We start from the raw sequence: 13,072 nt of genomic DNA, 5'->3' as shown, positions 1-13,072 counted from the left end.
CACTATTCCTCAACTCTTTACCTTTTTTCATGTTTGTTAAACCCCATCTACTGGCGGCCTGCTTGATGCTGGCCGTGCCGGCGGCGCTGCACGCCCAAACCCAAACCCTCGAAGGCATTTCCAATGTCTCCCGCGGAGCCATTGAGCCGGTGTATGCTGGCAACGAGGTGAAGGGCTATGTGACCTACACCAAGGGCGACAAGGCCGACCGCAAAAACGACAATTACCTGCTCGATTTCTACGACCAGGACCTCAACAAGGTGTCCAACATCACCTTGCAGAAGCCGGCCGGCAAGTATTCCCTGCTAAGCAACTCCTTCAACGGCACCGCCTTCGCAATGTATTACTACAACTCGAAGGATAAAACGCTGGAGCTGGAAACCTACGACACCGGCCTCCAGAAGATGGGCTTTAAGGCCATTGGCGACCTGAACCGAATGGATATGATGGTGCTTCAGCAGTCGCTCACGACGCAGGGCGGCAACAACGAGGGCAGCAGTGGCATGATGGCTGGACTGAACCTGTTTGCGGTGCCCAACTTTGGCTTCGTGCGCAACAGCTACGAAGGCATGATGAAGGGCTTCCACCTGCAGATGTACGACGACAAGCTGAACCCACGCTGGCGCCTGAGCTCCGACCCCAAGTCGAAATTCTACGAGTCCATCAGCATGACCCAGGCCACGGACAAGTACATCCTGGCCACCATCCTGCGCCGCGACGGCATGATGTCGAAGAAAGTTGAGGCCTACATGGTAGCCATTGAGTCGGCCACTGGCAAGAAAGTGCTCGACATGCCGGTGGAAACCTCCAAAACCGAGCAGCTCTCCCTCAACTCCTTCACCTTCGACCCGGTGAAGCGGGAGTTTATTGCCGTGGGCGAATTCTACAAGCTCGATGACAAGCCGTTCGTCAACAAAAGCCAGGGCTTTTACATTAAGCGCTTCAGTGAAGCAGGCAAGCCGTTGGCCGCCAAGAACTACGGCTGGCAAAAAGAAGTAGCCGCCGCCCTGCCCGCCGAAGCCCGCGCGAGCGTGGAAGACGGTTTCGTGAACTACACGCAGTCCATCGTGCGCGGCTCGAACGGCAAGACCTACATCGTGGCCGAGCAGTACAAAGTGGTTGGCGACGGCATGGGCATTGCCCTGAGCGCCTTGGGCGGCCGGTCTTCGGTATCGAAAGGCAAAATCGCCAACATGCTGGTCTTCGCCCTCGACCCCGACTACAAACTGACTGACATCAAGTTTTACCCCAAAGACCCTTCGGTGGCCGTAGTGCCCCCGGGCGGCGGCCTGATGGGCGCGGGCCTGCTGGGCATGTACTTCCGCCAGTCGGGCCAGTTCGACTATCAGTTCACCCAGAAAAACGACGCCAACTCGCAGTTCAACGTGGTGTACATTAACTACGACAAGGAGAAGGGCGAGGCCACCAAGAAAATCATTGGCAACGTGGCCTTTGGCGACAACGGCCAGTTCAAAATTGACAAGATTGACGGCACCAGCAACGCCACGTCCTCGTTTCTGTACCCGGCCAAGCCGGGTTATGTGATGCTGGTGGATTACCTCAAGAAAGAGAAGAGAATGGGCATGAAGCTGGTGAAGCTGAACATCTGATTTGCTTCCGTTTCATATTAGCAAAAAGGCCCGGCGCATGCGTCGGGCCTTTTTTACGAACTAACCATTGCCCCGATAGTGGAGGCTAAAAAGGAAAAGGCCGTTTCCCATATGGAAAACGGCCTTTTAGGTAGCGGGGACTGGACTCGAACCAGTGACCTTTGGGTTATGAGCCCAACGAGCTACCAACTGCTCCACCCCGCACTGTTTGTGATACAAAGGTAATGTGCTTTTTCGGGAAGGCAATGTATTTGCGTGGAAAAACCTGCTCACAGCCAGTGAGCCGTTGACTACCAAGCCAGTATTTTATCAATTCGGAGCGCTAGGCCCGGTCGCCGGTGGTCTTTACGAGGTTGATACCGGCCATGAAGAAGATGAGGCCCACTATAAACGGAACGGCGGAGTTGAGCTTGCTCAGGCCAAGGTTGCCGATACCCAGAAAAGCAAGGGCGCCAATGATAATGCCGAGGATGCCCAGAATGGTCAGAACCGTGCCGAAGGTGCGTTTTTGGTTCATGGAAATAGTACTGTAAGTGAGGGTCAGAGGGAGGCCCGGAAAAGCCGGGATTGCCCATCATACGGTAGTTGACAACAAATAGATAGCACTTGAACAGTATTCCGGAAGTAGCACGCTGGGAAAGCAGATGTAAGTTCGTCAGCAACGCTGCTGGAATGCTTGGCCCGCAATAAGCTAATCAGACCTTGAACCGCCTGCGGCAGCCTGCTCCTGCTGGCAGGGCGGTGGCACGGTCTGAGGCAGACGCACGAGCCCCGAACCGACGCTACGCCGACAACTACCGTATAGACTTCTGCATCACGTTGGCTTTACTTGCGACCCTATGATTCCACTTTCCTTTACTACGCCCCGCACGGCGCGCTACCTGAGCCTGGGCGAGCCGGGGCCCGCCATTGAGCACGTGTGGGTGTGCCTGCACGGCCACGACCAGCCCATGTCGGACCTGGCCGACCAGCTCCTCAACCTCGACACCCCCGAGCGGCTGCTGCTGCTGCCCGAAGCCCTAAGTCGCCACGCCCTGCCCACCGCCGAGGGCGAAGCGCCGCTCACTGGCGCGGCGTGGTTCGCGCCCGATTCGCTGCTGGCCGACCTCTCCGACCTCAGCGCCTACCTCGACGGCCTCACCAACGACGTGCTGGCCCGTTGCCCTCCCGGCACGCCCCTCACCGTCTTCGGCTACGGCCACGGCGCAGCGGCTGCCTGCCGCTGGCTGGCCAGTACCAGCATCGACTACACCCGATTGATTATGTGCGCGCCCGTGTTCCCAACGGAGATTGACCGCCGGGCCACCTTGGTGGGCCTGCCCGAACGCCCGGTGCTGGTGGTGAGCACCACCAACGACACCTACACGCGGGAAACCATTGGCGAGGGCCTGATGCAGGATTTGCTGGACGTGGGCCTCAGTGCGCAGCAGCGCCTCGTCGATTCGGGGCCCCTGCCACTGGCCGCTTTGGGCGCCAGCGCGCCGGTTTAGTCAATGCTGGCTGCGGAATGCTGCTCTCGGACCACTTGCTTGCGTTGAAGGCGTTCACGCCACGCTAGGCTGGTTTGAGTTCTGATGGAGAGGTGGCGTATGGAAACCTATTTTTGAACCGGTCGATGGGAGCTTCCACCAAATGCCATGCAGCGGCACTTAAAACAGCTAATACTGGTGTCAGGACCAGCAGCACCGGCAAAGGACCCATTAAGTGGGCGCGGTCGGCAGTATCCGGCACGAAGTGATACACCAGCCGCTGCCAGCATACGAGCAATGGTAAATGAAAAAGGTATATGCCGTAGCTGCGTCGCCCTATCCATTGCACCACGGATTGGTTGATGCCCAAGTACCGGCCAGCCTGAGGGGCATTTAGGAGCCAGCCAACGGTTAGAAAATCAGCCAGAGCCAGTACAATGGATTGGCCCACCGCCCATGCCTGCGGTTCAGGGTTATGGCTCAGCAACAACCGCAAACCTACCCAGATGCCCCAAGCCAGCAAGACGTGCCACCACACAGTAATCCGGGTCAACCATTGCTGTCCTTGGGCGAGGCGCAATACTGCCCCCAACGCAAACAAGTCGAAGCTGGCTGGCAACAGTAAATGCACCATGCCGGGACTCACCCAAGTGGACCACAGCACGCGAAACACCCAGGCTGTGGCTGCTAGTGCCAATAACGATTTAAGACGGCGGCCTACCACAGCAAGTACGAAAGGCCACAAAAAGTAAAACTGGGCTTCGACAGCAATAGTCCAGTAATGACCCACACCATCGCCCCAGCCTCCAAGGCGGTAAATGAGCAGGTTGGCACCGGGCAGCACAAACCACATGGGGTACTCGCGCACCATGGCCAGTGGCAGCAGTGCTGAGCCAACCAGGGCCAGGTAGTACAAAGGCAAAATGCGAAAGGCTCGCCTCAGGTAGAACACGCCCACGCGGCGCCACCAAGGCCCGGGCGCACCCACGTAAGCGTCGTACCTCCAGATGATGCCGGCTACTAAATAGCCGCTAAGCACAAAAAACAGACTCGGCCCCAACTCGCCCAGTGGGAATGACGGGCGCACCCAGTGCTGCACCAGCACAATAACCACTGCTACCGCCCGCAAGCCATTGAGTTCGGGGCGGTATGCTAGTACAGGATAAGGTTGAGCAGGCATAAAGTAACTATCGCCGCGAAATAGAGCTGCAAAATACGTCCGCCGCACAGCTACGAGGCCTAAATGATTGGCACCGTTTCGGCCGCGTGCTTTTTCTCCTGACCTTTGCGGTTCGGCTGCCCACGGCCGGAGTCGTTTTGCTTTGCCCTATGTCCGATAAACGTTCCCCCGCGCTGGGCTTCATCTTCATCACGATTCTGATTGATGTTATCGGGCTGGGCATCATCATTCCGGTGGTGCCGAAACTCATTCAGCAGCTCACGGGCGAAGGGCTGAGCCGGGCGTCGGAGTACTCGGGCTGGCTCACATTTGCCTACGCGCTGGCCCAGTTTTGCTTTGCTCCGGTCATTGGCGGGCTCAGCGACAAGCTGGGGCGGCGGCCGGTGCTTCTGGCCGCGCTACTGGGCCTGGGGCTGGACTACATCTTTCTCACCTTCGCTCCTACCCTGGCGTGGCTCTTCGTGGGCCGCGTAATTGCGGGCATCACCGGGGCCAGTTTCACTACGGCCACGGCCTACATCGCCGACATCAGTACGCCCGAAAAGCGGGCCCAGAACTTTGGTTTGGTGGGTGCGGCGTTCGGGGTCGGTTTCATTGTAGGGCCGGCGATAGGGGGCTTGCTGGCCGATTATGGGTCGCGGGTGCCGTTTATGGTGGCAGCGGGCCTGAGCTTGTGCAATTTCCTATACGGCTTTTTTGTGCTGCCCGAGTCGCTGGCCCCCGAGCAGCGGCGGGCGTTTCAGTGGCGGCGGGCCAATCCCGTGGCTTCGCTGCTGCGGCTGCGCAAGTACCCGGCGGTGCTCGGGCTGGTGGCTTCTCTCATACTGATTTACCTGGCGGGCTCGTCCACCCAGTCGGTCTGGACGTTTTATACCATGTTTAAATTTGGCTGGACCGAGCGAATGGTGGGCATTTCGCTGGCCGTGGTGGGGCTGTTTTCGGGGTTGGTGCAGGGCGGGCTGGTGCGCATTGCCATTCCAAAGCTGGGGGCGGCCCGGGCCATTGTCATCGGCTTGAGCTGCTATACGGTGGGTTTCGTGTTATTTGCGTTTGCCTCCAAAGGCTGGCTCATGCTCGTATTTTTGGCGCCCTATTGCCTGGGTGGGCTGGCGGGACCAGCGCTGCAGGGCACCATTTCCAGCCAGGTGCCAGCCAATGAGCAGGGCGAGCTGCAGGGGTCGCTCACCAGCCTCATCAGCGCCACAGGCGTAGTAGGCCCCCTTATGATGACTTACCTGTTCGGTTATTTCACGCGCCCCACGGCACCGGTGCAGTTTCCGGGGGCGCCATTTTTGCTGGGCGCGGTGCTCACGCTGGTGAGTGTGGGGCTGGCGGTGCGCTCCCTACGCAAGCACCCACCGGTGGACGCGGGACCACTGGCAGTAGAAGCAACACCCGCGCATTAGCTTACAGCAGCTAAGCCCAACCCTAGCGCCTGCGTCCCCTTACACTCTGCCTTCACCGCCCACCTGCTTCATGAATCCAGCCCACGCCATGCCTTTGCTGCAGCTTGCCCTTCGCCCCGATTTGGGGGTGCTGGTGGGCCGCTGGGGCTTCCAGCCCGACCCCATGCTATTGCCGGCGGCTTACGAACAGCTGACTGAGATTGCCTTGCGCGACAACTGCCGGTTTTGGATGCAAGACATTCGGCGGCGCACCCTCAACGACCCGGCCATCACCACGTGGCTGCTGGCCGAATACTTCCCCAACATGGCCGCTCGGCTACAGGGCCGGCTGTTCGTGGCCTACCTGGTGGGCCCGGACCTGCACCACCACATCTCGACCGGGCCCGACTTTGCTCCCATCGAATCTTACCATGACAAGCCTTTTGTAGTAGGGTTCTTCGGCGATGAAGGCAAGGCCATAGCCTGGCTCCAGGCCCAGCAAGCTGCTCGATAGGTACCAACATGAGTTTCTGAATAAAAAGAGCCCTGGCTAACAGACAGGGCTCTTTTTGTATTCAAGGAGAAATAAAAATGCGACGCGTTGACCTTAATTACGAAATTTTCGTAGATTTACGACATTATCGTAATTACTCTTCGGTCTTATCCCATGGAACGCCTCACTCAACCTGAAGAAGACGCCCTGCGCGTGCTTTGGCCTCTCCCCAATGGCGGCTTTGTGAAAGACGTGCTCGACGCCCTGCCCACGCCGCGCCCGCCCTACACCACGCTGGCTTCCACGCTCCGCAACCTGGAACGCAAGGGCTACGTGCGGGCCGAAAAACTGGGTAATTCCTACCGCTTTGTGCCCGTGATTTCGGCCGACGAGTACCAGCGTCGCTCGCTGGGCACGCTGGTGCAGCAGCACTTTCAGAATTCCTATAAGGAGTTGGTGTCCTTTTTTGCACAGGACGATAAAATCAGTGCTGCTGATTTGCAGGATATTATCAAGCTCATCGAAAGCAAAAAGCCCGAATAGCCATGGCTGCCACCCTGCTCTACCTGCTCAAGGCCAATGTGGTGCTGCTGCTGTTTACGGCGGCGTATTTCGGGCTGCTGCGCCGGCTCACCTTTTTCTTTCTCAACCGTTTCTACCTGCTTTTCGCGCTGGTCTTTTCGGCGGTGTATCCGGTGCTGCCCGTGCCTGCGTTGCTGCCCGCGGCGGCCGTGCTACCAACGGCAATGGTGCTGGTGGAGGCCGCGCCAGCCAGTGCAAGTGCCGTGGCCGCACCGGTAGCGCCGTTCCTCAACTGGGAAGCCCTGGGCCTGGGACTGTATGCGGGTGGCGCAGCGCTGCTACTAGTGCGTCTGCTGGTGCAACTGGTGTCGTTGTGGCGCTTGCGGCGGACTGCGCGTCCTACTGTGGTGTACGGGCAGCCCATTCGCGCCCTCACGGGGCCAGTCAGCCCGTTCTCGTTCTGGCAAACCATCTACCTCAATCCGGTGCAGCACCCCGCTGCCGAACTCGACGCCGTGCTGCGCCACGAGCAAGTGCATGTACGCCAGTGGCACACCCTGGACGTGCTGCTGGCCCAAGTGGCCCAGGCCCTGGCGTGGTGCAACCCCGCGGCATGGCTGCTGCGCCGCGCCCTGCTCGACAACCTGGAGTACCTGGCCGACCACGCCGCCCTGCAAACCGGCCTCGACCGCCGCGCCTATCAGTACAGCTTGCTGCGCCTCAGCCACGGCGTGGCCGGGCCTTCGCTGGTTTCTTCCTTCACCTTTTCGTCCCTCAAAACCCGTGTTGCTATGATGAACGCTCCATTATCCTCGACTGGGCAACTGGCCCGCTATTTAGTGGCTATGCCACTGGTGCTTGCTGTGGCCTTGGGCTTCTCGGCAGCGCGGGCGCAGGGCGCGGGACCCGTGGTGCCGGCAGCCACAAGCCCCTCCCCCACGGGGACACGCCCAGCTAGCCCCGCACAGCCCACTAAACCCGATAATGCAAAAGCAGCTACCACGGGCACAGCCAAAATGGCTGCCGAGCGTCCGGCTGCGTCGGCTCGCTTCGTTATAAAAGAAAGAAATGCCACTCCCGGCATAGTTGGAGCCCCCGCGCCCGTCTACTACGTCGATGGGAAGTTGAACAACGATGTCATGAACACCATCAATCCACAAGACATCGCTTATATCAACGTGCTCAAGGGCGAGCAAGCCCGGGAGCTAATTGGTAAATCCGGCGCAAAGGGAGCAGTCATAATTACGACCAAGCAGAACCAAGACCGCGCAGATGTACAAGCCTTCAACCAGAAGTACGGTGTACAGCAGCCCCTCGCGGCGGCGCCCGAAGAGGCAAAAGGGGTCCCGTATCTGGCGGCTCCGGCGCTGGCGTACATCACAAAAAATCACCCCGAAGCCCGCTTGTTGAGCGTGACCGAAGTGCAGCCAGCCGATGGCGGCGCTCCGCAATACCGAGCCGAAATAGCAATGGGGCGCCGGGCGCACTACCTGCTATTTGATGCTCAGGGACAATTTATTCCGCAGTAATCACCGGCTGAACTACCCTTCTTATGAAATTCTGGATGTTCCTCTTTGGGGCGGCGCTGGCCGTGGCCCCCACCCCGCTGCGTGCCCAAACCAGCGGTGCCATCACCATTGTCGGGGAGATGCCCGGTGCAGCAGACTCGGCCCTGGTGGCCATTTTTGAGCCAATGCCCGGCTTGCCGCTCAACTACTTTTTCGCCGCTGGCCCCAACGAAGCCGTGGTGCGGGGAGGCAAGTTCACTTACCAATTGCGGCACGGCCAGACGGGCTTTGTACGCTTCCAAGGTAATGACGCCCCCCAACAGCTGGCGTTCGTGGAGCCGGGCGCCCGCGTTGAATTTGCAATTGCACCAGCCAAAGGTGCCGAGGCTCCCCAGGCCACGTTCAGTGGCACCAATGCGGCGGCCAACAACCTGCTGGCCAACCGCCAGCTCCTGAACGGCGGACCGCCCGACGGGGCTCGGGTAGCCAAGACCTTGGCCGCTGCCCCTACCGCCGCGGGCGTCCTGCTGGCCCTGCAGGCCGAAATGAAAAAGCCCAACGCCCTGCTACTGGCGGCTTATCAGCAGCGGCAAATCAGCAAGCTGTGCTACGACGTGCTGACGGCCGAAACCGAGCAGCGCATCCTCTTATGGGCCGGTGATGCCCTAATGAGGCATTTCTCGGACTCAGCCAAGGCTAACCTGAACCTCAAAATGTCGCGTAGCGAAACCCGCAAGCTGGTCAACAGCCTCTTTAGCCGCTACAACCCCGCCCTGCCGCGTTATCGCTGCAGCGCCATGGGTAACCTGGGCACAGAGGCCAGCTTTCGGGAAAAAGGCGTGCTGCCGGGCCCGCGCCCCGCTTCGCGCCCCTGGCTCCGCCACGAAGCACTGTTTGCGCCGGTGGCCGACCACGTGGGTCGCTATGACTATTTACCCGCTGCGTCTCAAAGCCAGGTAGTGGGCGACTTGCTGCTCACCGCATCCGCTCTCAATGCCATGAGCGCCGCCGACTTTGCCAAGGTGTCGGCCGACTACCTGCGGCTGTTTCCAGCCAGCCCGTATAATCCAGTCATCAAGCAGGTGCTCCAGACCCAGGCAGCCAAAGCCCAATTAACCAAGTCAGCTCCCGCCACAGTTGGGCAGAACATAACGCTGGGCCGCTTCGATACGGGCGCCCGGGCCCTCGCCTTTGCCCCGGCACCGGGCCTCGACACGGTGAAAACGCTGGCCGGGCTGGTGCGCCAGCAGTTCCGGGGGCGGCCGGTGTTCATTGATTTTTGGGCCTCGTGGTGCGGGCCGTGCATCGCCGAGTTTCGCCACGAACCCGCCTTGCACGACTTCCTTAGCCAAAACGGTATTGAGGTGCTGTATGTGTCCGTCGACCAGCCCGGCTACCGGGAAAAATGGGCGGCGCTGGCCGCGAAATACAATCTGCGCGGCTATCATTACCTGGCCTCGCCCGCCGTGCAGGAGTCGCTGAAGCCGGTGATTTCCTACATCCCGCGCTACATGCTGTTCGATAAAACCGGCGCGCTGGTGGAGGCCAGCACTTATCATCCCAGCGAAGGCGATAAGCTGTATCAGCAACTGCGCGAGCGGCTGCAGGGAAAATAGCGAGTGGCGCATAAGCTAGTGGGTGGGTCCAAAGGCACCGGGCGATGAAATGCTTCTGGAGCGCAGCAATGCAGCTACCAAGCCGGGCTGCAGTCTTTAAACTTGTTCCCGAATAAAAAGAACGTCATGTCGAGCGCAGCCGAGACATCTCGCGTGCAGTAGTAATTATAATCGTTTAATGACGCGAGCGAGATGTCTCGGCTGCGCTCGACATGACGTTCAATAAGTGACTGTTTTTAAATTTGGGAACCGGTCTTTTAGCTACTTTGCACTCGCTAAATTCCCTCCCGCTTCCATGAAAAATCTTTGTTCCCGCCCCTGGGTGGCGGCTGCTACACTAGCCCTGGCCAGCTGCGCCGGCACCAAACCTGCGCCGGTGGCCACGGCACCAGCTACTGCTGCGCCCGTTGCCGCTACCACCCCAGACCCGGCCGGCGTGGGCCTCGACATGGCCGATATTGACCGCTCGGTGAATCCCTGCGACGACTTCTACCAATTTTCGGGCGGCAACTGGCTGCGCAACAACCCTGTGCCGAGCTACGCTTCCAGCTGGGGCCCGCGCAACCTGCTGGGCAACCGCACGCAGGATTTGCTGCGCAAAATTCTGGAAGATGCCGCCGCCAACACCAATGCGGCTCCGGGCAGCAACGCCCAGAAAGTGGGCGACTTCTACGCTTCGGCCATGGACACCCTGGCAATCGAAAAAGCGGGCCTCACGCCCCTGAAGCCCGAACTGGCCCGGCTGGCGGCAGTGCGCGACAAAGCCGCCCTGCGCGCCGCCATTGTGCGCCTGCAGGAATTGCAAACCGGCGTGTTTTTCCGGGGCGGCGTGCAGGTCGATGAGAAAAATACGTCCCAATACGCGGTAGCATTTGACCAGGGCGGCCTGACCCTGCCCGACCGCGACTTCTACTTCAAGGACGATGCCCGCACCCAGAAGGTGAAAGCGGCTTACCAGAGCTACATGACCGAGATTTTCGGCTTGCTTGGTGACTCGCCGGCCGTGGCCCAGCGCAATGCCGCCGCGGTAGAGCGCATCGAGAGCCGCTTGGCCAAGGCCTCCCGCACCCGCGTGGAGCTGCGCGACCCGCAGTCCAACTACAACAAGATGACCGTGGCCGCTGCCCAAAAGCGCTACCCGGCCCTCGACCCCAAAAACCTGCTGGCCGACATGAAGCTCAGCAAAGCGCAGGAAATTATCGTTGGCCAGCCGGCGTTTTTTGATGAGTTGAACGCGGTGCTGAAGACCGAGCCCCTGGCCGACCTCAAAACCTACATGCGCTGGCACCTCGTGCGCTCCGTGGCCAGCGCCCTGCCCACGGCTTACGCCGATGCGGCCTTTCGCTTCAACCAGGTACAAACCGGGGCCAAGCAGCAGGCCAGCCGCTGGAAGCGCATCCAGGCGGCCACCGACCAAACCTTGGGTGAGGCCTTTGGCCAGCTGTACGTCGACCAGGCGTTTAGCCCCGAAGCCAAGGCGAAGGCCCTGGAAATGGTCACCAACATCAAGGCCAGCATGGCCGAGCACATCCGCACCAATACCTGGATGACTGACCCAACCAAGGCCGAAGCCCTGAAAAAGCTGAACGCCCTACGCGTGAAAATTGGCTATCCGGACGTGTGGAAGGACTATTCCGACCTAAAAATCACGCGCGAGAGCTACCTAAAAAACGTGCTGGCGGCTCGCCAGTGGAACGCCAAGCGCCGCACGGCCAAGTTCGGCGGTCCCATCGACCGCAACGAGTGGGGCATGACGCCGCCCACCATCAACGCCTACTACAACCCGCCGCTCAACGAAATCGTGTTCCCGGCCGGCTACCTGCAGCCCCCTTTCTTCGACCCCAAGGCCGACGACGCCATCAACTACGGCGCCATTGGTGGGGTAATGGGCCACGAAATCACCCACGCCTTCGACGACCAAGGCCGGCAGTACGATTCTGAGGGCAACCTGCGCGACTGGTGGACGCCCGCCGACGCGGCCGAGTTTACGAAGCGCGCCAACGTGGTGGGCAAGCAGTACGACGCCTTCACGCCCCTCGACTCGGTGCACGTAAACGGCAAGCTGACCATGGGCGAAAACCTGGCCGATTTCGCCGGCCTCACCGTCGTCTATGGTGCCCTGCAAAAGCAGCTGCAGCAGCGTTACGGCGACAGCCCCCGCCCCAAATACGACGGCTTCACGCCCGAGCAGCGCTTTTTCCTGAGCTGGGCCCAGCTGCGTCGTACCAACATCCGGCCCGAAGCCCTGCGCCAGCAAATCGCCACTGACCCGCACTCGCCCGGCCAGTACCGCACCATTGGGCCAATGATGAACATGCCGCAGTTTCAAGCGGCCTTTGGTTGCAAGGAAGGCGATAAAATGATTAGGCCAGCCGCAGAGCGCGCCGTAATTTGGTAGCCTCTTTCGCCCCATTTAAGTAAAAAAATGGCGCCCTACGTAATGTAGGGCGCCATTTTTATATACTACTAGTACAAAGTCGGTACAAAAGCCTTTCCAGAGGCACTTTTGCACCCACCTTTTAGTGGGCTGACAGCTGCGGCTCGCGCTGGCTTGCATTTTGTCCGTCGCCGTTGCCTTGCTCCATGGGAACATCGGTGGCCTGCTGGCCCATACGCTCCGACATCTGGCCGCTGCTCATGGCTTGCTGGCCCTGGCCGCCCTGCACCTGAATCTGGTGGCGCATGGTTTTTTCCTCGTTCTTGGGCACGGTCACGCGCAGCACGCCGTCTTCAAACTGGGCTTCAATCTGGCGGGGCTCCACGGTATCGGGCAGTTGGAAGGAGCGGCTAAACGAACCGTAGGAGCTTTCTACCATGTGGTAGCGGCGGTCGTTCTGCTCATTTTTGAAGTGCCGCTCGCCCGAGATGGTGAGGCGGCCCTGGTGGAAATCTACCTTAATGTCTTCGCGCTTCAAACCTGGCAAAGCCACTTCAATTTGATAGCCTTTTTCCGTCTCGTAGGCATCGACCTGAGGCGAAAAGGCGCTAACCCGGCCCCGGCCTGCTACTGAATCCTGGAAGAACCGGTCGAGCATGGACGAAAAACTCTGCGGCATCGTGTCGCCGAAGGAGTCCTGATACTTCTGAATAGCCATGGCAGTAAAAATTAAGTAGAGTTAAACAAAAAGAAAACCGCCTGATGAGGCAGTTTTTTTACGCGGCGAAAAATGCCAGTGTTTCACAAAAAAACCCCTCCTACTGAACCATGTGAGCACTTTTTCCCGCTTGGGATTTAGTGGATGCAGTGCCTTAAGCGAGACACCCGAACACAGGCCCGCGCTGGTCCATC

At 59.7% G+C, this 13,072-nt stretch carries 11 protein-coding genes and 1 tRNA gene; 8 read left to right on the top strand and 4 right to left on the bottom strand.

The window, feature by feature from the left end:
• Positions 1-29 precede the first annotated feature (29 nt).
• Entirely contained in the window at positions 30-1,610 is a 1,581-nt protein-coding gene (locus BMZ66_RS10365) for a DUF6770 family protein (protein WP_143080144.1), read from the top strand.
• A 131-nt stretch (positions 1,611-1,741) separates the two neighbouring features.
• On the opposite strand, the gene BMZ66_RS10360 is transcribed toward BMZ66_RS10365, so the two are convergent.
• Together BMZ66_RS10360 and BMZ66_RS10355 are read right to left on the bottom strand one after the other, a co-directional pair.
• Positions 1,742-1,814, bottom strand: a tRNA-Met gene (locus BMZ66_RS10360).
• Positions 1,815-1,932: 118 nt separating this feature from the next.
• On the bottom strand, positions 1,933-2,127 hold the full coding sequence (locus tag BMZ66_RS10355) for a hypothetical protein (RefSeq protein ID WP_092672113.1): 195 nt from the start codon (positions 2,125-2,127) through the stop codon (positions 1,933-1,935).
• A gap of 322 nt (positions 2,128-2,449) precedes the next feature.
• Here BMZ66_RS10355 and BMZ66_RS10350 point away from each other — a divergent pair, with 322 nt between their 5' ends.
• The gene (locus BMZ66_RS10350) at positions 2,450-3,100 is read left to right on the top strand and encodes an alpha/beta hydrolase (protein WP_092672110.1); all 651 of its coding nucleotides are present in this window, start codon (positions 2,450-2,452) and stop codon (positions 3,098-3,100) included.
• Positions 3,101-3,164: 64 nt separating this feature from the next.
• Here BMZ66_RS10350 and BMZ66_RS10345 read toward each other — a convergent pair whose 3' ends face one another.
• Complete coding sequence (locus BMZ66_RS10345) at positions 3,165-4,259, bottom strand: acyltransferase family protein (RefSeq protein WP_092672107.1); 1,095 nt, start codon at positions 4,257-4,259, stop codon at positions 3,165-3,167.
• A gap of 98 nt (positions 4,260-4,357) precedes the next feature.
• Here BMZ66_RS10345 and BMZ66_RS10340 point away from each other — a divergent pair, with 98 nt between their 5' ends.
• The 6 genes from BMZ66_RS10340 (at position 4,358) to BMZ66_RS10315 (ending at position 12,181) form a co-directional block, all read left to right on the top strand.
• Positions 4,358-5,665, top strand: coding sequence for a TCR/Tet family MFS transporter (locus tag BMZ66_RS10340; RefSeq protein WP_439645761.1), 1,308 nt, complete (start codon positions 4,358-4,360; stop codon positions 5,663-5,665).
• A 70-nt stretch (positions 5,666-5,735) separates the two neighbouring features.
• A complete protein-coding gene (locus tag BMZ66_RS10335) occupies positions 5,736-6,158 on the top strand; it encodes a hypothetical protein (RefSeq protein ID WP_092672101.1) in 423 nt (140 codons plus the stop codon).
• 153 nt (positions 6,159-6,311) lie between these two features.
• Positions 6,312-6,680 carry a BlaI/MecI/CopY family transcriptional regulator gene (locus BMZ66_RS10330; protein WP_092672098.1) on the top strand — a complete coding sequence of 123 codons (369 nt, stop codon included), beginning with the start codon at positions 6,312-6,314 and terminating at the stop codon, positions 6,678-6,680.
• Positions 6,681-6,682: 2 nt separating this feature from the next.
• Positions 6,683-8,188 (top strand): M56 family metallopeptidase, encoded by a 1,506-nt coding sequence (locus tag BMZ66_RS10325; protein WP_092672095.1) that lies wholly within the window; start codon positions 6,683-6,685, stop codon positions 8,186-8,188.
• A 23-nt stretch (positions 8,189-8,211) separates the two neighbouring features.
• Positions 8,212-9,783 (top strand): TlpA family protein disulfide reductase, encoded by a 1,572-nt coding sequence (locus BMZ66_RS10320; RefSeq protein WP_092672092.1) that lies wholly within the window; start codon positions 8,212-8,214, stop codon positions 9,781-9,783.
• Between the two features lie 295 nt (positions 9,784-10,078).
• Positions 10,079-12,181, top strand: a complete 2,103-nt coding sequence (locus BMZ66_RS10315; RefSeq protein ID WP_092672089.1) for a M13 family metallopeptidase — start codon at positions 10,079-10,081, stop codon at positions 12,179-12,181.
• Positions 12,182-12,302: 121 nt separating this feature from the next.
• Here the strand turns inward: BMZ66_RS10315 and BMZ66_RS10310 are convergent, their stop codons facing one another.
• Positions 12,303-12,878 carry an Hsp20/alpha crystallin family protein gene (locus BMZ66_RS10310; protein ID WP_092672086.1) on the bottom strand — a complete coding sequence of 192 codons (576 nt, stop codon included), beginning with the start codon at positions 12,876-12,878 and terminating at the stop codon, positions 12,303-12,305.
• Positions 12,879-13,072: the final 194 nt, after the last annotated feature.

The organism is Hymenobacter arizonensis (assembly GCF_900115775.1).
Lineage (GTDB): Bacteria > Bacteroidota > Bacteroidia > Cytophagales > Hymenobacteraceae > Hymenobacter > Hymenobacter arizonensis.
This window is presented reverse-complemented; position numbering and strand designations above follow the sequence as displayed.

Coding starts and splice junctions, on each gene's coding strand:
- BMZ66_RS10365 (WP_143080144.1), top strand. CDS start 30: ATGTTTGTTAAACCCCATCTACTGGCGGCCTGCTTGATGCTGGCCGTG.
- BMZ66_RS10355 (WP_092672113.1), bottom strand. CDS start 2,127: ATGAACCAAAAACGCACCTTCGGCACGGTTCTGACCATTCTGGGCATC.
- BMZ66_RS10350 (WP_092672110.1), top strand. CDS start 2,450: ATGATTCCACTTTCCTTTACTACGCCCCGCACGGCGCGCTACCTGAGC.
- BMZ66_RS10345 (WP_092672107.1), bottom strand. CDS start 4,259: ATGCCTGCTCAACCTTATCCTGTACTAGCATACCGCCCCGAACTCAAT.
- BMZ66_RS10335 (WP_092672101.1), top strand. CDS start 5,736: ATGAATCCAGCCCACGCCATGCCTTTGCTGCAGCTTGCCCTTCGCCCC.
- BMZ66_RS10330 (WP_092672098.1), top strand. CDS start 6,312: ATGGAACGCCTCACTCAACCTGAAGAAGACGCCCTGCGCGTGCTTTGG.
- BMZ66_RS10325 (WP_092672095.1), top strand. CDS start 6,683: ATGGCTGCCACCCTGCTCTACCTGCTCAAGGCCAATGTGGTGCTGCTG.
- BMZ66_RS10320 (WP_092672092.1), top strand. CDS start 8,212: ATGAAATTCTGGATGTTCCTCTTTGGGGCGGCGCTGGCCGTGGCCCCC.
- BMZ66_RS10315 (WP_092672089.1), top strand. CDS start 10,079: ATGAAAAATCTTTGTTCCCGCCCCTGGGTGGCGGCTGCTACACTAGCC.
- BMZ66_RS10310 (WP_092672086.1), bottom strand. CDS start 12,878: ATGGCTATTCAGAAGTATCAGGACTCCTTCGGCGACACGATGCCGCAG.